The 21,548-nt window shown below is 45.7% G+C and carries 21 protein-coding genes and 1 riboswitch; of the genes, 18 read left to right on the forward strand and 3 right to left on the reverse strand.

What is annotated here, in order from left to right:
* Positions 1-3: 3 nt before the first annotated feature.
* Genes AC6I1H_RS12260 through AC6I1H_RS12290 form a run of 7 tightly spaced genes read left to right on the forward strand, consistent with a single transcriptional unit; the run spans position 4 to position 4,635 of the window.
* Positions 4-570, forward strand: a complete 567-nt coding sequence (locus AC6I1H_RS12260; RefSeq protein ID WP_497737847.1) for an ECF transporter S component — start codon at positions 4-6, stop codon at positions 568-570.
* Entirely contained in the window at positions 560-1,078 is a 519-nt protein-coding gene (locus tag AC6I1H_RS12265) for a molybdopterin-dependent oxidoreductase (RefSeq protein WP_497737848.1), read from the forward strand. Before AC6I1H_RS12260 ends, AC6I1H_RS12265 begins: the two co-directional genes overlap by 11 nt.
* Positions 1,075-1,818: an energy-coupling factor ABC transporter ATP-binding protein gene (locus AC6I1H_RS12270; protein ID WP_497737849.1), complete on the forward strand. Its 744-nt coding sequence runs from the start codon at positions 1,075-1,077 to the stop codon at positions 1,816-1,818. Before AC6I1H_RS12265 ends, AC6I1H_RS12270 begins: the two co-directional genes overlap by 4 nt.
* A complete protein-coding gene (locus AC6I1H_RS12275; RefSeq protein WP_497737850.1) occupies positions 1,766-2,434 on the forward strand; it encodes an energy-coupling factor ABC transporter ATP-binding protein in 669 nt (222 codons plus the stop codon). The genes AC6I1H_RS12270 and AC6I1H_RS12275 overlap by 53 nt, the downstream gene beginning before the upstream one ends.
* Entirely contained in the window at positions 2,431-3,162 is a 732-nt protein-coding gene (locus AC6I1H_RS12280; protein WP_497737851.1) for an energy-coupling factor transporter transmembrane component T family protein, read from the forward strand. Before AC6I1H_RS12275 ends, AC6I1H_RS12280 begins: the two co-directional genes overlap by 4 nt.
* Before the next feature lie 29 nt (positions 3,163-3,191).
* Positions 3,192-3,935, forward strand: a complete 744-nt coding sequence (gene mobB / locus AC6I1H_RS12285) for a molybdopterin-guanine dinucleotide biosynthesis protein B (protein WP_497737852.1) — start codon at positions 3,192-3,194, stop codon at positions 3,933-3,935.
* Positions 3,919-4,635 carry a phosphotransferase gene (locus AC6I1H_RS12290; protein ID WP_497737853.1) on the forward strand — a complete coding sequence of 239 codons (717 nt, stop codon included), beginning with the start codon at positions 3,919-3,921 and terminating at the stop codon, positions 4,633-4,635. The genes mobB and AC6I1H_RS12290 overlap by 17 nt, the downstream gene beginning before the upstream one ends.
* Here AC6I1H_RS12290 and AC6I1H_RS12295 read toward each other — a convergent pair.
* Both AC6I1H_RS12295 and AC6I1H_RS12300 read right to left on the reverse strand, forming a co-directional pair.
* Positions 4,576-5,364: an REP-associated tyrosine transposase gene (locus AC6I1H_RS12295; protein ID WP_497737854.1), complete on the reverse strand. Its 789-nt coding sequence runs from the start codon at positions 5,362-5,364 to the stop codon at positions 4,576-4,578. The genes AC6I1H_RS12290 and AC6I1H_RS12295 overlap by 60 nt on opposite strands.
* 123 nt (positions 5,365-5,487) lie before the next feature.
* Positions 5,488-6,405 carry a DUF4846 domain-containing protein gene (locus AC6I1H_RS12300; RefSeq protein ID WP_497737855.1) on the reverse strand — a complete coding sequence of 306 codons (918 nt, stop codon included), beginning with the start codon at positions 6,403-6,405 and terminating at the stop codon, positions 5,488-5,490.
* A gap of 208 nt (positions 6,406-6,613) precedes the next feature.
* Here AC6I1H_RS12300 and AC6I1H_RS12305 point away from each other — a divergent pair, with 208 nt between their 5' ends.
* Positions 6,614-9,109 carry a homocysteine S-methyltransferase family protein gene (locus AC6I1H_RS12305; RefSeq protein WP_497737856.1) on the forward strand — a complete coding sequence of 832 codons (2,496 nt, stop codon included), beginning with the start codon at positions 6,614-6,616 and terminating at the stop codon, positions 9,107-9,109.
* Between the two features lie 2 nt (positions 9,110-9,111).
* On the opposite strand, the gene splB is transcribed toward AC6I1H_RS12305, so the two are convergent.
* Positions 9,112-10,137, reverse strand: a complete 1,026-nt coding sequence (gene splB / locus AC6I1H_RS12310; protein ID WP_497737857.1) for a spore photoproduct lyase — start codon at positions 10,135-10,137, stop codon at positions 9,112-9,114.
* Positions 10,138-10,303: 166 nt separating this feature from the next.
* Here splB and AC6I1H_RS12315 point away from each other — a divergent pair, with 166 nt between their 5' ends.
* The 10 genes from AC6I1H_RS12315 (at position 10,304) to AC6I1H_RS12360 (ending at position 21,540) form a co-directional block, all read left to right on the forward strand.
* Positions 10,304-10,864 (forward strand): nitroreductase family protein, encoded by a 561-nt coding sequence (locus AC6I1H_RS12315; protein WP_497737858.1) that lies wholly within the window; start codon positions 10,304-10,306, stop codon positions 10,862-10,864.
* 101 nt (positions 10,865-10,965) lie between these two features.
* Positions 10,966-11,132: riboswitch (cyclic di-AMP (ydaO/yuaA leader) on the forward strand.
* Positions 11,133-11,248: 116 nt separating this feature from the next.
* Positions 11,249-12,370 (forward strand): NAD/NADP octopine/nopaline dehydrogenase family protein, encoded by a 1,122-nt coding sequence (locus tag AC6I1H_RS12320; protein ID WP_497740785.1) that lies wholly within the window; start codon positions 11,249-11,251, stop codon positions 12,368-12,370.
* The gene (locus AC6I1H_RS12325) at positions 12,370-14,025 is read left to right on the forward strand and encodes a cobalamin B12-binding domain-containing protein (protein WP_497737859.1); all 1,656 of its coding nucleotides are present in this window, start codon (positions 12,370-12,372) and stop codon (positions 14,023-14,025) included. Before AC6I1H_RS12320 ends, AC6I1H_RS12325 begins: the two co-directional genes overlap by 1 nt.
* A 451-nt stretch (positions 14,026-14,476) precedes the next feature.
* The gene (locus tag AC6I1H_RS12330; RefSeq protein ID WP_497737860.1) at positions 14,477-14,737 is read left to right on the forward strand and encodes a hypothetical protein; all 261 of its coding nucleotides are present in this window, start codon (positions 14,477-14,479) and stop codon (positions 14,735-14,737) included.
* A gap of 409 nt (positions 14,738-15,146) precedes the next feature.
* Complete coding sequence (locus AC6I1H_RS12335; RefSeq protein ID WP_497737861.1) at positions 15,147-17,075, forward strand: sigma 54-interacting transcriptional regulator; 1,929 nt, start codon at positions 15,147-15,149, stop codon at positions 17,073-17,075.
* Between the two features lie 177 nt (positions 17,076-17,252).
* Positions 17,253-18,296: an Ldh family oxidoreductase gene (locus tag AC6I1H_RS12340; RefSeq protein ID WP_497737862.1), complete on the forward strand. Its 1,044-nt coding sequence runs from the start codon at positions 17,253-17,255 to the stop codon at positions 18,294-18,296.
* Between the two features lie 212 nt (positions 18,297-18,508).
* Positions 18,509-19,465 (forward strand): 3-dehydro-scyllo-inosose hydrolase, encoded by a 957-nt coding sequence (gene iolN / locus AC6I1H_RS12345; protein WP_497737863.1) that lies wholly within the window; start codon positions 18,509-18,511, stop codon positions 19,463-19,465.
* Between the two features lie 44 nt (positions 19,466-19,509).
* Complete coding sequence (locus AC6I1H_RS12350) at positions 19,510-20,169, forward strand: nitroreductase family protein (protein ID WP_497737864.1); 660 nt, start codon at positions 19,510-19,512, stop codon at positions 20,167-20,169.
* A 21-nt stretch (positions 20,170-20,190) separates the two neighbouring features.
* On the forward strand, positions 20,191-20,631 hold the full coding sequence (locus AC6I1H_RS12355; protein WP_497737865.1) for a hypothetical protein: 441 nt from the start codon (positions 20,191-20,193) through the stop codon (positions 20,629-20,631).
* A gap of 6 nt (positions 20,632-20,637) precedes the next feature.
* Complete coding sequence (locus AC6I1H_RS12360; RefSeq protein WP_497737866.1) at positions 20,638-21,540, forward strand: CoA transferase subunit A; 903 nt, start codon at positions 20,638-20,640, stop codon at positions 21,538-21,540.
* The last annotated feature ends 8 nt before the right edge of the window (positions 21,541-21,548 follow it).

Raw genomic sequence — 21,548 nt, forward strand, 5'->3', positions numbered from 1 at the left:
TCCATGGGCCTTTTTCAATCGTTTTTAAGGCGTTTTTACATGTATGACATGGCGGTTATAGCACTGATGGCGGCATTGGGAATCGCAACGAAGCCCGTCATAGTACCTCTGGCCCATATAATTACCGGCCCCCTGTATGTGCCCGGGGGTGTGATAGCCGGAGGCTTTTACATGATGTGGATCGTGCTGGGCGCCGCCATAGTGCGCAAAAAGGGTGCAGGCGTACTCATAGGCCTGGTGCAGGCAATCCTGGTGCTGGCTCTGGGAGTATACGGCACCCATGGGGCCATGAGCATCATTACCTATTCTCTGCCGGGAGCTGCAGTGGACCTGGCTTTGCTTGTGTCAGGAAAGAGGTGCTATGAAATGGCGGGGCTGTTTCTGGCCGGAATAATGGCAAATCTTACGGGAACATTCCTATCCTCCCTGGTTTTTTTCAGGCTGCCGCTCGTGCCCCTTCTTTTAAGCCTCAGTGCCGCATCGCTGTCGGGAGGAATGGGGGGAATCATAGCTTTCCAGTTGACAAAACAGATGTCAAAGTTTCAGGAAGGTGGTTGCAGTGAAAAATAAATACGTTATCGTCACTGTTGCTGTCCTTGCGATAATCGTAGCGGTGCTGGCCTTTATGAATAGGCAGAACATGAAAATAACAGGGGCGGAAGCAGTCAAAGGCACGCTGTTGGTAAGCAACGGCAAAATTGAGAAGAAGCTGGACTTTCAGGATATAGAGGCAATGAATCCTGTGGAGTTTAAGGCCGTACAGGACACATCCAAAAGCGGACCGGAAGAACATGCATTCAAAGGCGTTTTGCTGAAGGATGTGATCGCCGGAGTATTTTCCGAGGACGAGCTTAAAAAAGCTTCGAAGGTTGTCGTAAAATCCATCGACGGCTATACAGTAGCTTTAAGTCCTGAAGAAGTCATGGAGCAGGGCAACGTGTACCTGGCCTTTGAAAAGGATGGGAAGCCTCTGGGGACCAAGGCGGAAGGAGGCAGCGGCCCCTATCAGATTATAATCACAAAGGACCAGTTCAGCCAGAGATGGTGCAAATTTGTGACAGAGGTATCGCTCCAATGAACGAAATTATAAAGGTAGAGGGCCTTAAATTCAAGTATAACCCAAAAGGGCCCTGGATACTGAAGGGGATAGACCTTGCCGTGAGAAGAGGCGCTGTAACTGCTATTGTGGGTCTGAGCGGTTGCGGCAAGAGCACCCTGGCCCTTGCTTTGAACGGGGCTATACCGCATAGGATACCGGGCGTGATGGAGGGCAGGGTGATGGTGGATGGCATGGACACGCGCCGGGTTTCCATGGCGAAACTTGCTCTCAAGGTGGGATTGGTGTTTCAGGAACCGGACAATCAGCTTTTTTTGCCCACAGTGGAGGATGAGGTGGCTTTTGGCCCGGAAAACCTGTGCCTGCCGCAGCAGGAGATAGAGGACATCGTGGAGAGGACTCTCAGAATCCTGGGGATAGAAAAACTAAAGGATAAAAATCCTGCCGAGCTTTCCGGAGGCGAGAAGCATCTGGTGGCTCTGGCAGCCGTATTGAGCCTTGACCCGGAGATTATAGTTGTGGATGAGCCCACAGCCGAGCTGGATGATGAAAACACACGTCTGGTGCTGGGTGCCATGGAAAGACTTAAAAGCGAGGGAAAAACAGTAATTATTGTGGAGCACAATTTCAACAATCTCACATTGGCAGACAGCATACTGTTGATGGTTGAAGGAAGAATAGTAGAGCGAATCGAGGGAGTAAGAGCAAATGAGCTTTTATCAGGTAAGTTTGATGAGCTTCTCGTATCCCAAATCAAATAATATTTTTAATGAAGTCTCTTTTAAGCTGGACAAAAATGAAAGGATAGGCTTTTTTGGACCCAACGGTTCCGGAAAGACTACCATGGCGAAACTTATGATGGGAATTTTAAAACCTACCGGGGGTGAAATCCTGCTGGAAGGAAAGCCTGTTTCTAAGATGGGGCTTGCCCGCATAGGGGAACGCGTGGGTTATGTCTTCCAGAATCCCGCAAAGCAGCTCTTTGCCCCAACAGTATGGGAGCAGGTGGCATTCGGGCTGAGCATGGGGAAAGAGGGGGCATTGGAGGGGTGTGAACTGGATGAAAGGGTCAATTACTGGCTGGATTTTTTTGAGCTTTCGGACGCGAGTTGGCAGTTTCCCCATTATCTCAGCCGGGGCCAAAAACAGCGGCTGGTGCTGGCGCAGGTATTAGCACGGGGAGCGGATTTTTTCTTCATGGATGAGCCCACCACAGGCCTTGACGTGCTTCGGCTGAAAAAACTGGACCGGTGTCTTGAAGCTGTAAAAGACAGCGGGAGGGGGTATATAATTATCAGCCACGACATGGATTTTCTCAGAAGGCATACAGAGAGGCTGATTTTTTTTGCCGGGGATGGAACGGTGAGGGAGCTTTGAAAGATTTAGACCCGCGCACTAAAATTATAATTGTCATGGCCCTTTCCACTCTGGCTGTTGTTATAAAAAGGCCGGAAGTGCTTTTACTCATCTGGATTTTTACTGTTGTCCTCCTGAAAATGTTTGGGGTAAGCCTTCTCGGCACTTTCAAGAGGCTGCGGCGGTTTATTGCGCTTTTTGCAAGCCTTGTGCTCGTGCAGAGCATATTTTCACCGGCGGGAAACTCTCTTCTTACCGTATATGGAGTCAGGATAATCACCACAGGAGGCATCTTGACGGGGCTTTCGGTGATTTTCCGGATGTTTATAATAATTTCTTCTGCCTTGATTCTTTCCACCTCTAGCTCCACAGAGATTATTTACGGCTTGATATCCTGGAAAATGCCATATGAAATGGCCTTCATGGTGCTTCTTGCCATAAGATTCCTGCCCATATTGATGGAAGAAATAGTTGATTCCGTGATTGCAATACAGCTCGCCGGTGTGGATTTGAAGCGGATTCCCTTGAAGCGCAGGATATCCCTTTATACTTATATATTCATGCCAGTGGTGACGGCGACCCTCATGAGGGCAAGGCAGATTTCCATCGCCATGGAGTCCCGGGCTTTCGGAGCATACCCTTTTCGGACATATTACCGAAGGCTTATAATGAAACCGAAAGATTGGATGACTGTTGTCATGACGTTGGCAGCCGCCTTATCTGTGATGATATGGTATTGTACACTTTAATTTAGAACAAGCGGAGGTGAGCAGATTATATGAAGGTTTTTTCCGTGTACGGCATTACTAAGTCTGGAAAGACTACAACCATAGAAAACATCATAAAAGAACTGAAACGGCGGGGGTACAGCGTGGGCTCTGTAAAAGAGATTCATTATGAACAGTTCGCCATCGATAGCGAAGGAACAAATACCGACAGGCACCGCAGGGCAGGCGCGGAACCGGTTACGGCCAGGGGCTATTTTGAGACGGACGTAATGTTTCACAAAAAGCTCAGCGTCGACGAAATACTTCAATTTTACCACCAGGATTATGTGGTGATGGAGGGGGTCACCGATACGGAAGTACCGAAAATCCTGTGCGCCCACAGCGTTGATGAAATACAGGAAAGTATAGATGATACGGTATTTGCCATAAGCGGGGTCATATCACGGAGCCTTGACGAATATAACGGTATTCCTGTCATAAACGCCGTGGACGACATAAGGCGCCTGGTTGATGTGATTCAGGAAAAGGTCTTTGAAAAGCTTCCCAATCTGGGCGATGAGTGCTGCGGCTTGTGCGGCAAAACATGCCGTGAGATGGCTGTGGACATATTGAAAGGCAGGGCGAATAGAGATGATTGCAAAGCTGCCCGGGGATCTGTGGAAGTGTTGATAAACGGCAAATCCATGATTATGGTGCCCTTTGTCCAGAATATGATAGAATCGGTGATTAAGGCTATGCTTTCCCAGCTCAAAGGTTATGAAAAAGGGGATATTTCCATTGTTATACGTCAATGATAATATCAAAATCATTGAAAAATATTTCAGCCGGCGCCATAGCGTGTATAAAGTTGAGATCCAATCGGAAAATAAAACACCGGCTGTGCTTAAGGTATATGAAGGCGAAAAAGCCACAGTACTGTGCCGGACCGAGCGTGAAAACCTGGAAAGGCTGCACCGGCTTGACCTTCGGGTGCCGCAAGTGCTGGCGTGGGAGGAAAAAGCGCTACTGATGGAATTTCTGCCCGGGATGACGGTAAGCCGGCTTGCCGAAAACCTTGATGCGGGTTCCTGGATTGAGAAGATGGCATACTGGTTTGCACGGCTGCACAGCGTCGAAAACGCCTCGAGTTGCATGTTAAAAGGCGACGCCAATCTGAGAAATTTCATTTTTTCCGGAGGGGAGATATTCGGCATTGACTTTGAAGAAATGGGCTTTGGAGACTTCAGGCAGGATCTTTCGGAAGTCTGCTTTTTTTTGTTGACCGATTATCCGCCATTAACCCCTGAAAAGGACCGCATGGTGCGAAGATTTCTGAAGGCTTACGCAAAACATGCGGGCAAATCCATTGACGATATGGATAAATTCATTCTAAAAAGCAGAAGCAATGCGAGAATAAGACGCGCGACACGGGGACGGTTCTCCAATTGTCGCATTTTAGGCTCTAAATATGATATCTTTGCTGATCCCGAGCACACTCGCAAGTTTTCTGACTGACATTGACGACTTTTCCTTGATATTCCTTAAAACTTCGTCTCTTTGCTTCCTATCTTTTAAATTTCTTATTTCATTCAGACTATATCCCTGGCTTTTCAGCAATTCCTCTATTATTTGTTCTGCATTTTTTGCCGGCTTTGCCGGCTTTTCAGCCTTATTATCGATATCTATGAATTCTTCTTTTGTTGTTTCATTTGTAAACTCAATAAATTTCTTGATCGCATTTTTTTCGTTGTGTGAAAATATTCCCAGTATGACTCTGGTATTAACTCTTTCTGAATCTTTTCCAAACTCTACATATTCGCGGTAGCTGCTCCATAAATAATCTATAGGTTTATTTACTATACCAGCCTTTACCGGATTGTTATGAATGTATCTTGCAGCAGCCAGCAGGTAGCTATCATCTTGGATAGGTTCGCTCCTGAAACGGTCCTGGAAGACATGCCCCACACGGTCATATTTTTTGTTAAAGTAATACGCATAGCTTACGCCGATTCTCTTTAATGATCTTTGGACCTCGTCTTCTCCTTCTTTTAATAATAAATGAATATGGTTATCCATCAGGCAGTAGGCATAGATTTCATACTCACCTTCTTTTTTCATTCTGTCCATTGTTTCCAAAAACCTATTTCTGTCATTGTCGTCAAGGAAAATTAGCATCCTGTCTATTCCTCTTAACATCACATGATACACTTTGCTGTTACTCTTTTTTCTGGCATATCTTGGCATGTTAATCACCTTTTGTTGTTCTAATATCCACATTATACCACAAAATAATCTTAAAATAAATAAAATGCGACAAAATGAGAACCGTCCCCCTGTCGCGCGATGTCGCCCCCTGTCGCGGGCATGCTAAAAGCTCATCAGATCATCCCTGCTGAACGACCATTCAGGGGTGATGAGTGTCAGACCAAAATCCAGCGGATACCATGGATTGAGTGCCTCATCCCCGGGATTTTTCAGGATGTGGATATCCTGGGCGGGCATGTAGCTCTGTGCCAGCATAAAGAGCTTCTCCCCGGTGGTCTTATTTTCCGCCATGTCCACCACTATGGCGCAGTGGCCCGGGGTGTCTCCCTGTATAAAAACGTCTCCTATTTTCATATTTTCCAGCCTGACAGGAGTCAACTCTTTGGAAAGGGAAAGCGTGCCGGCATAAGCAAACACCATATCGAGATATTGCCTGAAATCCACATAATCGTTTGAATACCCCTTTTTCTTCACCCATTCCGCATCATTGTCTTTTACGGATATGCGGTAACCCTGCATCCATCTGGAGTAATCGGCCCTGAAACCGTTTGTGAAGTTGAAGTGTATTCTGTCGTACTCCTTTTGAGAATACAGATATTCCGCCCTCAACCTTATTACTGCATCGGCGCACTGCTGGAGATCCCTGTCGCCGATATCCATGTCGATTACTGCGACATAGACATCCCTGCCTTTAACACCGCCATTGTAATAGTGAACCTTTGATCCATGAGGTTTTAGCGGCAGATTCCGCAAAAAGTGGCCGAAAGAGCCCTCCGATACTTCAATTCTCTGAAATCCTTCCGGGACTTTTATCCTATCCTTTATAGTTTTTCCTTCGGGATTTATGTACTGCGATTCCGGCTTCGCTTTAAGCTTTAATTCCACTTCGGATTTAAACTCCTGTGCCGGCTCTTTGCTTTCCTCGCCGGGGCTTTTTTGCGTTTTACCGTAATGCTGCAGTAATATAACAAAAAATACCGGCAGGAGAATAGACAAAATAATCCATTTCTTTTTCGACATATGACACCTCCCGTTTATTCCGTTTATCCTGGCTTGATGCATGAAAGACAAAAGCATAACATGCATAGGCTTCGAGCAATCATATAAAATTATATATCACCAGGACATATTTATGATATAATTGTAACACAATTTGAATGCTGATGAAAATTACCCCCAACTTTGATTTTGATGATTTTAAAGAAAACAAAAGGATGGAGGTTTTGCGGTGGAACAGAATTTGCTTGAAAGATTAAAAAAACAGATAATCATCTTTGATGGCGCGATGGGTACCGAACTTATGAAAAGGGGCCTTGCTCCCGGAGAATGTCCGGAAACATGGAATATAAATCATCCTGAAGCGGTAGAGGACATACACAGAGCATATATTGAAGCTGGAGCCGACGTCATAGAAACCAACACCTTCGGGGCCAACAGAATAAAACTAGGCAATTTCGGGCTTTCCCACTTGGTCCGGGAGCTAAACTTCCGGGCTGTTGAAAATGCAAAAAAGGCTTCCGGCGGCAGGGCTCTGGTAGCCCTTTCGGTGGGCCCCACAGGCGAGCTTCTGGAACCTCACGGTTCTCTGTCTTTCGAGAAGGCCCTGGAGGTATTTCGGGAGCAAATCGAAGGTGGCCTTGAAGCAGGGCCTGATATGATCGTCATAGAGACCATGAGCCAGCTTCAGGAAGCCCGCGCCGCGCTGATAGCTGCAAGAGAGCTCACTTCGCTGCCTGTGGCGGTTACCATGACCTACGAGGAATCCGGCAGGACCCTCATGGGCACCGACCCCGCTACGGCCATTGTGGTTCTTTCGCATCTGGGGGCGGATATGGTGGGGCTGAACTGTTCCCTGGGGCCCGATAAGATGTGGGGAATCGTTTCTGAAATGGCGAAGTTCAACATCCCTCTCATCGTTCAGCCCAATGCGGGGATTCCCGAACTGATAGGCGAAAAAACGGTATACCGCCTGCCACCGCAGGATTTTGCCTTTCACTGCAGGAAACTTGCCGAAGCTGGCCTGAACGCCGTCGGAGGCTGCTGCGGCACCACGCCGGAGCATATAAGGCAGCTCAGGCCGGCGCTGTCCGGCATGAGGCCAAAAGGAATAAAGGAAGACGCCGCGCTCTATGCTTCGGAGGAACCGGACGAAACCTCGGCATCGGCTTCGTTTTGCCTTGCACTGAGCTCAGAAAAAAAGACCGTTTTTGTTTCGCCGGGAGGGGAAGTGAAGGCCGTAGGCGACAGGATAAACCCGACGGGAAATAAAGTGTTGATAGAGGATTTAAAGCGAAATTCTTTAAACGCCGTCGTAGAAAAGGCTTTGATGCAGAAAAAAGCCGGCGCTCATATACTGGACGTCAACCTGGGAGTTCCCGGCATCGATGAAAAGGCGATGATGAGGAGAGCGGTTCTGGAGCTCCAGAAAGTGGTGGATTTGCCCCTCTGCCTGGACAGCATGAGAGCGGATGTGCTGGAAGAAGGACTGAAGGTTTACGCGGGCCGAGCTCTGGTAAATTCCGTCAACGGCAGCGAAAGAAAAATGGACAGGCTCTTTCCCATCGTAAAGAAATATGGGGCCGCCGTGATCGCCCTGGCGATGGACGAAGGAGGCATCCCCCGGACGGCAGAAGAAAGGGTGGACATAGCAAAAAGGATCGTGAGGCGCGCCGAAGAATACGGTATAAAAAGGCAGAATGTGGTGATAGACTGCCTTTCCCTCACTGCCGGCGCCCAGCAGGAATATGTGGTGGAAGCCTTGAAGACACTGCAAATGGTGAAGGAAGAACTGGGATGTCTCACTACGCTGGGCATATCCAATGTATCTTTCGGTTTGCCCGAAAGGCCCCTTTTAAACCGCGTCTTTCTATCCATGGCTTTGGCCTACGGGCTTGACCTACCCATATTGAATCCCCTGGATTCAGATGTGTGGGAGGTACTCAGGGCAGCGGGGGTGCTCACCGGCAGGGACAGGAAGGCGCAAAGGTACATCAACTATTATCAGGGCAAGGGCGGCGGAGAGGCCGAAGAAAAAAAGCACGATACAGCACAGGCCCTCGACCATATCCCTTCAAAATCCGACCAAGATGTAGACAGGAAGCTGTACAGCTGCGTCCTGGAGGGCAAAAAATCGTCAGTGGCCGGACTGCTGGAAACATTTATCGAAATCGGAAAGGACCCTCTGGAAATAGTGAATAAAATAATTATCCCTGCTTTGAAAGAAGTGGGAGAAAAATACGAAACCGGCGAATACTTTCTCCCCCAGCTGATTCAATCGGCTGAAGCAGCCCAGGAAGTTTTCAAGCTGTTGAAACGGCGCTTCCCGGCAAGCCGGAACATGTCCAGGGGCAAAATCGTTCTGGCGACGGTAAAAGGGGACATCCACGATATAGGTAAGAATATAGTGAAGGTTATAATGGAAAATTACGGTTTTGAAGTTATTGATTTGGGCAAGGACGTAGCTTCAGAAAAAATCACAGAAGCGCTCGCAAAATCACCGGATATAAGGCTGGTGGGGCTTAGCGCCTTGATGACCACCAGCATTCCGGCCATGCAGCACACCATAGCGGAAATAAAAAACCTCGACCCGGGCTGCAGCGTGGTGGTGGGCGGAGCGGTGCTGACGCCGGCTCTGGCAGAGAAAATCGGCGCGGATTTTTATGCAAAGGACGCCATGGAAGGCGTGAGAGTGGCCGAAAAAATCTATCGGCAGGATAACGCATAAAATCATACAAAATAAAGAATTCGGCTTTCGGGGAAAATCTCCCCGATTTTTTTCTCGAAGAATTCCTTAACCTCGTCCATGACTTCCCTAGGGTACACATATTTGCCGTAGCCGAACTGGCCGTATTTAAAAACCCTGTCTTTTTCATCCATGGGCAGTTTCGTGCGGGGGAAAATTTCCAGAATGTTTGATTTTGCTCTCCTGGTGAAACGGTGGGTAATGAGCTCGAAACTGATGGCACCGGCAGATGTGGCACCAAGCTTTGCAGCCATCATCTCAAACATTTCTTCATAATCCTGTCTCCAGCCGGGATAATAAAATATAGGGCCTATTATAAACCCCAGGGGGTAGCCTGCTTCGGCCACCTTTGCAGCAGCCGCCATGCGCTCGAGGACAGGGGGAGTTTTGTGTTCGAAGCTTTTTATTATAAACTGGTTGTTTATGCTGAATCGTATGGTGGTCCTGCCGTGATGGGCAGCGTCCAGCAGGGAATCCACATTCGTGAATTTGGTGACAAAACGGAATAATCCGTATTGGGCCGTCCCGAAAAACTCCACGGTACTTTTTAAAGCTCCGGTATACGGCTCTACCGGCAGGGGATCCGATGTAGCGGCTCCTTCGAAAACGGTGAATTCTGGTTTTCGTTGAAACATATATTCCCCGGCTCTCTTCAATATATCATCAATATTAACATAAACCCTCACGTAAGGCTTTTTTCCCAAAGTTGTGTGAAGATAACAGTATTCGCATTCTGCCGTGCAACCGGTCACCAGCGGAAGCTGGTAATGGGCCGATGGCCTGCATGTCTGAAAGTCCAGGCTCCTGCGCACCCCCACCACAAGGGTCCTTTTGGATTCGAAAAATGCCTCCTGAGGGGTTTTGCCCGGTATGCCCGTAACTCTGTTGTGGGAGCCGATAAACGATGTTTCTACTCCGAGCTCCTGCATCTTATAATAAACCTGCTGCCCCACGGTGTAATCCAGTGCCTCGCGTTCAAACAGAGCCCTTTTTGGCAAAAACATATCCATTGCATTCACCTCCTGTCTTAGTTTTTCCAGAAATCGCCCCGCTTATTGACATTGCTTAAAAACAAACATAGAATGTAGATGATGGCAATGCTTCCATCCCTGATTCAGTTTATGGAAAGAAGGAAAGTTGGGAATCGGAAGTTTTGACTGTTGGGAGGTATGGATTATGAATGAAACCATAAGAAACATTTTGGAAAGGCGCTCTATACGGGCATACAGGCCCGAGCAGATCAAAGATGAAGAAAGGGACATCATTTTGCAGGCGGCCATGTATGCTCCCAGCGCTATGGGAAAGCAGCCGTGGCATTTCACGGTAATTCAGAGAAAAGACATAATTGATGCCATTTCTGAAGGTATCAAAACAGCTGCCGTCAGGCAGAATATTCCTGGGTTGAAGGAAAGAGTGGCGGATCCGAAGTTTCATGCATTATACTCTGCTCCGACAGTTATAATAATCTCAGGCGATCAGGCGTCAAGATTCGTTTATGCCGACTGTGCCGCCGCCGCGGAAAACATACTTATTGCGGCGCAGTCTCTGGGAATCGGCACCTGTTTCATCGCAATGACAGATGTATTTTTCAGCACAGAAGAAGGCCGGGAATTTGCTGAAAAAATCGGAATACCAAAGGGGTATAAGCCTTTATACACCGTAGCGGTGGGTTATAAAGCATCTGATGCTCCGCAGGCTGCACCCAGAAGGGAAAATGTGATTAATATTCTCAATTGATGCGACAAGGGGACGGTTCTATTTTTGTCGCAATTTAAAATATCAATTGACAATAATTCTAAACTCTGGTATAATATTTTCACAATAAAATACATGCTCTTCAATCTTGAGCGCTGAATTCTTTCCTGCGGGAAAGAAGCGGGGGACCCAATCATATGGGGTGAATCCCCTTCGACCGGGAGTATTTATATTCTTGATCAAAGGGGTAGGGTTACACTCTTCGGCCCGAACCCGTCAGCTAACCTCGTAAGCGTGGCAAGGGGAGGTTGATGGCGTTGAGTGCTGTTTATCCGGCATTGCCTCAAAGCTATGGATCTCCATAGCTTTTAATTTTGCAAAAAAATAATTTCCAGAATAAGGAGGGTGATTGTATTGAGAAGTACAATGAATGTTCGTTATGCGGTCATCGGAGCCGGCAACGGCGGACTGGCCATGGCAGGGTATCTGGCTTTGAGGGGATTTTCGGTAAATCTGTACAACAGAACCAGGGAAAAGCTGGAGTCCCTGATTGACAATCCAGTGATCACCCTTAATGGTTCTGTGGAGGGAAAAGGCGTCCTGAATATGGTCACAGACCGTATTGGGGAAGCCGTTCAAGATGTCGATATAATAATGGTGACGGTGCCGGCTACAGGCCATTACCATATGGCAAAAGCTATGGCTTCGTATTTGAGAGACGGCCAGATTATAGTACTCAATCCCGGCCGCACCGGCGGAGCCCTGGAGGTTTATGAAACCATAAGAAAATCCGGATGCGAGAAAAATATCGTGGTGGCGGAAGCCCAGACTTTCATATACGCCTGCAGGGCGACGGGTCCGGACAGCGCCCGCATATTCAGCGTAAAACATGAAGTGGCTCTGTCGGCAATTCCCGCAAAATTCACCCGAAGGGTAATCAGGCTTCTGTCGGGAGCTTATCCGCAATTTATTCCGGCAAAAGACGTAATGGAGACCAGCCTCAACAACTTCGGGGCCATATTCCACCCGGCTCCGACGCTGCTCAACAGCGGGCATATCGAGCGGGGCCAGAGCTTCGAGTATTATCTGGAAGGAATTACGCCTTCCATCGGCCAGATGCTGGAGAGACTGGATGCGGAGAGAATGAAGGTGGCGCGTGCCCTGGGCGTGAGGGCCGTTTCCGCCAGGGAGTGGCTGGAAGAGTCTTATGGCGCAAAAGGCGATACCATATATGAGGCCATCCAGAATAACCCAGCTTACAAAGGGCTTACCGCTCCAAAAGGGCTTGACACGCGCTACATCTATGAGGATGTGCCCTGCAGCCTGGTGCCAATAGCATCTCTGGCTGAACATCTGGGTATAGAAACTCCCGCTATTGACACTATAATCCGCCTTGCGAATATGATGACCGGCCGAAATTTTTGGGAAGAAGGCAGGACCGTGGATAAGCTGGGCCTGAAGGGGCTGAGCGTCATGGAAATACATCAACTGGCTCAGACCGGTGAGATCATGAAAACGGCAGTTCGTGAACAGGAGGTGGTGGCGTAATGAAAAAGATTATAGCGGCTACAATAGGAAACTGCGTCCATGTGGCAGGTACAATGAACTTTCTAGCACTTGCGGAAAAAGAGGGCTATGAAACGAGGTTTTTGGGTGCCGCCGTATCCATAGATGAACTTATTTCTGCGGTAAAGAACGAAAGGCCGGAATATGTGGGTGTAAGCTACAGGCTCACGCCAGGGCCGTTAAAAGAGATTTTGAGAGAACTGGGGGAGAAGATAAGAAGAGAAAACCTCCAGGACTTGAAATGGATTTTCGGCGGCACGGAGCCCACCGCAGAGATGGCGGAAGACAGCGGCCTGTTTTACAGGGTGTTCGGCGGAACAGAGGACGTGGACGATGTAATAAGCTTTTTAAAGGGGAGAAAACTTTCGGAAGCAGAGTATTATGCAAGGGACCTCGTATCCCGCATAAAATCTAAATATCCGTATCCCATATTGAGGCACCACCTGGGTCTTCCTACGCTGGAAGAAACCGCGGCTTCCGTAGAGAAGATAGCCGAATCAAAGGTGCTGGATGTGATTTCAATCGCGCCGGACCAGAATGCCCAGGAACATTTCTTCGAGCAGGATAAAATGGATCGTCGCCTGGACGGCGCCGGGGGAGTTCCGGTCAGGTCAAGGGAAGATTTTCTGGCCCTTTACGATGCGGCTCAAAGGGGCAACTTTCCCCTGCTGCGATGCTACAGCGGCACCAATGATTTGATTCCCTTTGCGGAACTTCTCCAGGATACCATAAAAAATGCCTGGTGTGCGGTGCCGCTTTGCTGGTATAACGTACTTGACAGGCGCGGCCCCAGGCCGGTGGAGCAGGCCATCCGGGAAAACCAGCAGGTAATGAAATGGCACGGAGAGCGGGGCATTCCTGTGGAGGTAAACGAATCCCACCACTGGAGCCTGAGGGATGCCCATGATACTATAGGAGTTGTGACGGCATATCTTGCGGCTTACAACGCCAAAAAGATGGGAGTAAAAGACTATATAGCCCAGTACATGTTCAATGTCCCGCCATCGATTTCTCCAAAAATGGATATTGCCAAAATGCTCGCCAAGATTGAATTGATCGAATCCCTGCAGGATGAAAATTTCAGAGTTTACCGACAGGCCAGGGCCGGCCTCGCCAGCTTCCCGGGGGATCTTTCCCAGGCAAAAGGCCAGCTGGCATCATCGGCATATCTGGCGCTTGCAATAAAACCGCACATCTACCATGTGGTGGGTTACTGCGAGGCTCACCATGCGGCCACTGCGGATGATATCATCGAAAGCTGCAGAATAGTGCGGGGCGTTATCAGAAACCTTTTCCTGGGTGCAGTGGATATCACCAAAGATAAGGAAGTTCAAAACCGGAAGAGAGAGCTGATAGAGGAAGCATTATTTACCCTCGGTGCAATAAAAGAATTGAACCCTGCAGCAAAAGATCCTCTGGCCGATGCCGGGACTATCGCAAAAGCCATCAAGATAGGCATCCTGGATGCACCGCACCTTAAAGGAAACCCGGCTGCCTGCGGCAAACTGGTTACAAGGCTGGTGGACGGCGCCCTGTATGCGTATGACCCCGAAGAAAAGCGGATACTCGCCGAAAAAGAACGCATCGAAAAAATAATGAGGGATTATACTGCCGTAGCTTTGGAAAAAGCAGGCTGATCCGCTGCCATAAAACCCGAGTAAAAAAATTAAAAATAAAACAAGCTCAAAATATATGCCTCCCTTTGAAGGGAGGCATTGTTTAATTATTATCCAGGGAGAATCTGCCATAAATTGAATACTCGTCAATGCATATTTAGAGAAAGTTTTGATATTGAACATGTATTACTATAGTGGTAAGATATTTTTTGAAGGAGGTAAATAGTAATGAGTCTGCCGGAAATAAAAAGATTGACAAGACTTACAACAAAAAATCAGACCACCATCCCCAGAGATATTTGTGAAAAAAAGGGGCTCAGTCCGGGAGATTTAATAGAATGGTAACTGGACAATAGTGGAAACATAATTGTTAAAAAAGTAGTCGATGACAGTGCGCTGGAAGAATTCATTGGCATTCTTAAAACGAAAAAGAGCACGCAAGAAATAATTGGTGAACTGCGAGGCCGAAACAATGAAGACAGCCGTTGATACCAATGTGTTTGTAGACATTTTGATAAATCAGTGTGGTCAAAAAATCATTGTTAAATGTCCATCGTGTAATATAAATATTTCCCCGCGACAGCATATTTTGACCGATTTTATCATAAGCGCGTATGCCGAAACCCAGGTTGATAGATTATTAAGCCACGACAGGGGTTTTGTCGCAAGATATTTTCCAGAGCTTGTGTCATACCATGATTTGCAATCTATATTAATTGACCGAGATGAATAACAGGTATTTAAGCAAAAAAAACTGGAGCTAATTGCTATGTTCCAAATTTTAGCATTAAAAACGTTGTCAGATTATTTATTTTAATAATATAACCCTGATTATATTGTTTTAATTTGATAATATACAGTAGCTAAGCCTTCAGACCATAGCATAATTCTTATTTACCTTTTGTTTTATTACAAAAGGTATTTTTATATTTTTTGTCGAATTATATGAATGTCAATTTTAAATTATTGCTGACAATGCTGATTATATTAAAATTCGTATAAATACAGAAGGAAATAAATAATAAAACAGAGCAAAAATAATTCCGATGCTGCAGGTAAGGACAACCATCGGCAGAAAAATGAATTTCGCTACCGGTCTACAGAAGAATGGAATTATAAATATTAGCGAAAGGAGCATTGCTATGGCAAGCAAGATAATATTTATTTCACCGGATGAAAAATTGACGGCTAAAGCAAAACAGGTGATATCGGAACTTGGAGAAGATATAGAAGTAATGCAGGGGTCACTGAGCGAAGGAGTGGAACTCGCAAAGCAGGCTGTCAGAGAGGGAACCAATATAGTAATCAGCAGAGGAGGTACCGGCAGTTTAATAAAGAGAAATTTGGAGATTCCCGTGGTTAATGTGGAAATAAATGGTTTCGATATAGTTCAGTCCATAAGTAAGGCAATGCGGTATTCCAACTGTATCGGAGTGGTCGGCTTTGAAAACCTGGTAAAAAGCGCTGAAAAGATGAACGAAAAAATGGAAAAGGCTTTTCCCATACAGATATATACCGCCATGGTAAAAAGCGAAAGAGAAGTCGAACAAAAAGTTTTTCAATTGTTTTCAATGGGAGTAGGGGTACTCATAGGTGGAAATGCAGTGGTTGAGTCTGCAAACAAGTTTGGATGCCATGGCATGCTGCTCGAATCCGGTAAGGAGGCTATTGCCGAAGCTATACGCGAGGCCAAGCATATTCTTGAAGTGCAAACGAGAGAAAAAGAAAAGGCGGAATTTTTAAAATCCATAATTGACTTTGCATACGAAGGAATCATAGGCATCGATGCCGAGGGAAAAATAACTGTGTTCAACCCTGTGGCGGAAAAATTGACAGGCTGCAAATCCGATGAAGCCATCGGCAAAATGATAGACGAAGTTGTAGAGAATACATGCATGCTCAGAGTGCTGCGCACTGGAGAATCTGAACTGGGGGAATTGCAGCAGATAGGTGAAATTTCGATTATAACCAACAGGATACCGATAATTGTTAATAATGAAATAAGGGGAGTTGTGGCAACATTCCAGGAATTAGAAAAAATACAGAAGATAGAAAGGCAAATAAGAAAGAAACTGTTCCTTAAAGGTCATGTGGCAAAAGCTCATTTTGATAACATCGTAGGCAAAAGCAAAGCAATAAAAGAAGTAAAAATGCGCGCCAGAGAATTTGCGAAGGTTGACAGCACGGTTTTGATTTTAGGCGAGACGGGTACGGGTAAAGAGCTGTTTGCTCAGAGCATTCATAATGCAAGCCACCGTTCGGACAAACCATTTGTAGCCATAAACTGTGCGGCCCTGCCGGAGAACCTGTTGGAAAGCGAATTGTTCGGCTACGTTGAAGGAGCTTTTACTGGCGCAAAAAAAGGCGGCAAACCTGGGCTTTTTGAACTGGCACACAGCGGGACAATTTTTCTTGATGAAATAAGCGAGATGTCCCCAAAACTACAAGCAAGATTTTTGAGAGTCCTCCAGGAGAAAGAGGTTATAAGAATCGGAGATGACAGGGTTATACCGGTAGATGTGAGAGTAATTGCTGCAACCAATCGGGACCTTTACAGGATGGTAAGAGAAGGCAGCTTCAGAGAAGACCTGTATTACAGGCTAAATGTGCTTGAATTAAAAATACCGCCTTTGAGGGAAAGAAAGGAAGACATACCCGATCTTGTGAAGTTTTTTATTGAAGAGAAGAGCAGGGAATTGGGCATAAAGCCGATGGGCGTTGACAGGAAGGCGCTGGAAAAATTAACCTTGTTTTCCTGGCCGGGGAATGTAAGGCATCTGGAAAATATTATTGAAAGGGCCATAGTGCTTTGTGCAGGAAGGGAAATAGGGGTGAATATAATTGACGAAGCATTGAACAGGCATGGCCCGGACATTGCCTCCACATCATTGACAGATAATATGGAGATTGAATCCAATGAAGGAATACTGCGGGATATGGAGGAGGAAATGATTAGGAAGGTTCTGCAGGAAACGGGAGGTAACAGGACTTTGGCGGCCCAACGGTTGGGGATTAGCGTGACGACGCTATGGAGAAAGCTTAAACAATTAAAAAGATATGAAAAAATATAATCAAAAATATTCTTTTCAATATGAAATGCAAATTTAAATTTGAAAAGCTTGAGAAATATGGATATTACGGTGTGGCCCTGAAATAGAGCTATTTTTTTTAGTTATTTTGAGTGGCATGAAAATTGCGCATGTATGGATTGAAATGATTGAAATAAAAACGGGAGAGGATGATGGTATATGAATGATTCACTGCTGTACGATATCGACACCATTAAAGATTTTTGCGCCGACATATTGACGAAAGCGGGCACCAGTAGTCAGAATGCGGAAATTATAACAGAATCGTTGATTTGCGCTGATTTGCGCGGAGTAAAGTCTCACGGCATCGTGAGATTGCCGGCATATTTAGAAAGAATAGAAAAAGGCGTGCTGGACCCCAGCGCAAATATGGAATTCGAAAAAAACTTTGCCGCAATAGCTTTGCTGAATGCGAGAAACGGATTCGGGCAGGTGGCTGGATATAGGGCAATGAAAACCGCCATGGATAAAGCCCGAATGTATGGCGTTGGAATGGTTGGGGTTAAAAACTCCAATCACTTCGGAATAGCTTCATATTACTCAATGCTCGCCTTAGCTGAAGATATGATAGGAATTGTCCTCACTCACGCTTCGCCCGCTATCGCGCCGTACGGGACAAAAAAACCTTTACTCGGGACAAATCCGATATCCATAGCAGTTCCTGCGGGAGAAGAAATCCCCATTGTTCTTGACATGTCAATGTCTGTAGTAGCTCGAGGTAAGATACGCTATGCCGCTTTGACCGGAGAAGAAATACCTTTTGGCTGGGCGCTGGATGCCGAGGGCAAACCTACAAACGATCCGCAGGAAGCGTTGAAAGGCAGCCTTATTCCGATTGGCGGCGTCAAAGGCTCGGGATTGTCGCTGATTGTAGACATACTGTGCGGGATATTGACCGACAGTTGCTTAACGGGAGAGGTGAAAAACATTACTGATACAAATGGACCTTCCAATACTGGCCATATATTCTGTGCTGTCAATATATCGAGTTTCATAGATGTGGAAAGGTTCAAAACCAACATAGATGCGGTAATAAAAAAGATAAAATCTCTTCCGGCAATAGATAATAATGACATATACATGCCCGGTGAGATTGAATACAATCTAGCGAAAAAAAGAGAAACGGAAGGGCTGCCAGTAGAACGAGATGTCATTAAGGCCCTTAATAACCTGGCGGATCGATATGGTGTTGCCAGACTATAAATAATTAAACCAGATAATTGAATTAAACAAACCAGTCTTTTCAAAATGAAATTTTAGTTATTTCAAATCGAAATCCTGATATGAGCGATGAATTGTGAAAAGCAGTAAAATACACGAATCAAGTCAAATGGCATACTTCTTGCTTTATTAAAAAATATGATGATTGAAATTTTTAAAAAATGTCATGCTCATAAAAAATGGAGGTGCAAATAATGAAGTATAAAATTTCAAAAGGGTCCATGGACAAAGCCGACGGCATCTATTTTCAAAACATGACGGGATATCAGGTTGCAGAAAGGTTGAAACAGAATGATATTATCATCATACCTGTTGGAAGCACTGAGTATCACGGCAAGGGCCAGTGCTATGGAGAGGATACTTTTCTGGTGACAAGGATGGCTGAGACTGTAGCGCGTGAGGTTGGATGTACGGTGTCCCAACCCATTTGGTTCGGCTCTCATCCCTGGAATCAGATGGGTATGCCGGGCACTGTGATTATTCCTGAAGAAACCTTTACAAATTACCTTAGGGCGATAATAGCCGGTTACTGGAATGCTGGATTCAGGAAACAAATCTTGATCAACGGTCATGGGCAGGAATACGTTATACCCAATGCCATACAGCAGTTCGGGAAGATATACCAGGTTCCGGCTGTTATTGCATTCGTAAACTGGCCTACCGTAATTCATGATTATATCAAAGACAAAGCCCATGGAGGGCCTTTTGAAACCGCGTTCAGACATGCTGATGAAGTCGAAGCGTCATATGCTCTGGCTCTATTTCCCGAAATGAATGACAAGGAAAAGATGGAAGACACAGTTCCCACAGGCTTCATGCCTGAAGGCCATATCGATAAAGGTGGGGATATCTACCAATATCCGATTCCCGGACATGGGCAGATAGGATGCGGCGGTCTGGAGGTCATACTGTATCCCGAAGGAGTAATAGGTAAACCATCCCTGGCAGATGCCTCCAAGGCGGAAGAAGGACTGGAAGCATTGTTCGATTATTTGATCAAGCTGCACAATGATATCAGGGAAAAATTTCCACCGGGGAAATTACCAGATATTAACCTTGTAACCGAGCGCGATAAAGAAGTAATAGAATCGGTAATAAAGGGCCCCTTTAACGGCGGCAAGAGCATATATTCTATTCACCATCCGGTTTAAAATCGGTTTCGAATTAATATAAAAAATTCATGGGAGGAAGGATTATGGGAGAAAAAAAGGATATTTTTTTTCAGGTGGTGGCAGATAGAAGAAGCATAAGGAACTATACTAAAGGCAAGGTATCGGAAGAGGACCTTCGGCTGATTCTGGAAAGTGCCAGACAGGCACCTTCAGGCGAGAATGCCCAACCGTGGAGGTTTATTGTTGTTAAAGATGAGGAAGGCAAAAACTACTTGGCAAAAATATCCAAAAATGCCAGTGGAAGAAGGTTTACGGGAGAATTCTTGAGCAAGCAGATGCAGGAAAGATTTAAGACTTTGCAGGATGAAGAGAAAAAACTGGCGGCTTTTAAAAAGCTAACCTCGGGAGATGTCTCCGGTTTTGTCAGCGAGTCTGATTTAATATTAATAGTCATCGGAAAGAAAGATGTCTGGGACTTGCCTTTTGATTGTTCTGCTGCAATTGAAAATATACTGTTGACCGTGACCAGCCTGGATTTGGGTGCCTGCTGGCTGGTGGCTCCGTGCATCGATATCAGGGATGAACTGAAGATAAAATCCTATTTTGAAATTCCCGAAGAATACAAGGTTGTGAGTATAATATCGGTGGGTCAGCCTGCCAGGATACCAAATGCTCGCCCCAGAATACCTTTGCAGGAACTGGTTTTCAAAGAGAAGTTTGGAAACCGCTATTATACAGAATAATACGGATGGGAGGTTTTGTGCATGGATGAACTCAATAAATTTAAAGATGAACTGATTTTTGAAGTACAGAAGGAATTCTGGAATGAGCGCGGAAAGGGAGCGCGTTATCGGCTCACGCGGGCAGGAGTCCAGTTTTTTGAGGAAAAGCTGGGCAAGGACATGGCCAATAAAGATAATGTCAAAAAGTATCTTGTTGAAAACAATTTCTGTGAAGAAATATGCTTTAAGGAAGACGACATATCGCTGGGCATTTCAGTGAAAAATTGCTGTTTAAAAAATATAAGGAATTATTTTGATCGCGAAGGCATGCAGCCATTAGGCTGTCCCATTGCAAATGTATTCATGCATTCTCTGGAAATGAACAGCGGTCTTTCCCCGGAACTTTTGCCGATTGAAAAAGAAAACGAATATTGTAAACTGACGTTGGCAAAGATGGCTACTTCCGATGTTGTAAAGAGGTGAGCTTCTTTGAAAAGCAAGGTAATGGAATTGAGCCAGGCGGTAAGAGAAATACCGGAGGAAAACGGACATTTGGCACTGGGCGGATTTGCGATTGCCAGAAATCCCATTGCTTTTGTGAATGAAATCATAAGGCAGCATAAGAAAGGGTTGAACGTTTACCAAACCGTTGCTGGGATGGACACGGAGCTGCTGGTGGGCGCGGGAATGGTAAAGAAACTTGAATATAGCGCCGGTTCCCTTGACAGATTTGGCAGATTGGAGCAAATAAACGATGCCATTGACAAGGGAAGGTTGGATATAAGAGAATACAGCGGATTAAGTATTTCCTTGAGATTTCTTGCTGGTTCGATGGGTATTCCGTTTATTCCCACCAAAACACTCTTGGGCACTGATATGCTCAGAAATTTGCTTCGGAAAAATGATGATGAGGTAAAGGTAGAGATATCGCCATTTGACGGAGAAAAATACGTTTACTTAAAAATGCTCCAGCCGGATATAGCGGTTATTCATGCTCAATATGCGGATGAAAAGGGAAACGTGATAATTGAGGGTCCGCAGTGGGATGTCGAAATGGCAAAATCTGCAAAAAAGCTATATGTCACTGTAGAAAAACTGGTCTCCACGGAATTTATAAAGAAAAATCCTGAGAAAGTGGCAATACCGAGCATGTATACACATGCCGTAATAGAGGTTCCTTTTGGCGCTTATCCTACTTCTGTTTACAGGATGTATGACTATGACAGCGAGTTTTTAACAAAGTATGCGAAAATAAACAAAAATACTGAAGAATTTAATAAGTACCTCAATGAATACGTTTTCGGCACAAAAAATCACAATGAATTTTTGAATAAAATAGGCGGTCTAGATAGGATGAGCAAAATTACGGCTGATCCAGTATTTGGATATTAAGCATGAGG

The organism is Biomaibacter sp. TOL, from assembly GCF_059717795.1.

Bases quoted from the DNA above. Each gene is read 5' to 3' on its own strand.
- AC6I1H_RS12260 (WP_497737847.1), top strand. From the start codon at position 4: ATGGGCCTTTTTCAATCGTTTTTAAGGCGTTTTTACATGTATGACATG.
- AC6I1H_RS12270 (WP_497737849.1), top strand. From the start codon at position 1,075: ATGAACGAAATTATAAAGGTAGAGGGCCTTAAATTCAAGTATAACCCA.
- AC6I1H_RS12275 (WP_497737850.1), top strand. From the start codon at position 1,766: ATGAGCTTTTATCAGGTAAGTTTGATGAGCTTCTCGTATCCCAAATCA.
- mobB (WP_497737852.1), top strand. From the start codon at position 3,192: ATGAAGGTTTTTTCCGTGTACGGCATTACTAAGTCTGGAAAGACTACA.
- AC6I1H_RS12295 (WP_497737854.1), bottom strand. From the start codon at position 5,364: ATGCCAAGATATGCCAGAAAAAAGAGTAACAGCAAAGTGTATCATGTG.
- AC6I1H_RS12300 (WP_497737855.1), bottom strand. From the start codon at position 6,405: ATGTCGAAAAAGAAATGGATTATTTTGTCTATTCTCCTGCCGGTATTT.
- splB (WP_497737857.1), bottom strand. From the start codon at position 10,137: ATGGATATGTTTTTGCCAAAAAGGGCTCTGTTTGAACGCGAGGCACTG.
- AC6I1H_RS12315 (WP_497737858.1), top strand. From the start codon at position 10,304: ATGAATGAAACCATAAGAAACATTTTGGAAAGGCGCTCTATACGGGCA.
- AC6I1H_RS12320 (WP_497740785.1), top strand. From the start codon at position 11,249: ATGAATGTTCGTTATGCGGTCATCGGAGCCGGCAACGGCGGACTGGCC.
- AC6I1H_RS12325 (WP_497737859.1), top strand. From the start codon at position 12,370: ATGAAAAAGATTATAGCGGCTACAATAGGAAACTGCGTCCATGTGGCA.
- AC6I1H_RS12330 (WP_497737860.1), top strand. From the start codon at position 14,477: ATGAAGACAGCCGTTGATACCAATGTGTTTGTAGACATTTTGATAAAT.
- AC6I1H_RS12335 (WP_497737861.1), top strand. From the start codon at position 15,147: ATGGCAAGCAAGATAATATTTATTTCACCGGATGAAAAATTGACGGCT.
- AC6I1H_RS12340 (WP_497737862.1), top strand. From the start codon at position 17,253: ATGAATGATTCACTGCTGTACGATATCGACACCATTAAAGATTTTTGC.
- iolN (WP_497737863.1), top strand. From the start codon at position 18,509: ATGAAGTATAAAATTTCAAAAGGGTCCATGGACAAAGCCGACGGCATC.
- AC6I1H_RS12350 (WP_497737864.1), top strand. From the start codon at position 19,510: ATGGGAGAAAAAAAGGATATTTTTTTTCAGGTGGTGGCAGATAGAAGA.
- AC6I1H_RS12355 (WP_497737865.1), top strand. From the start codon at position 20,191: ATGGATGAACTCAATAAATTTAAAGATGAACTGATTTTTGAAGTACAG.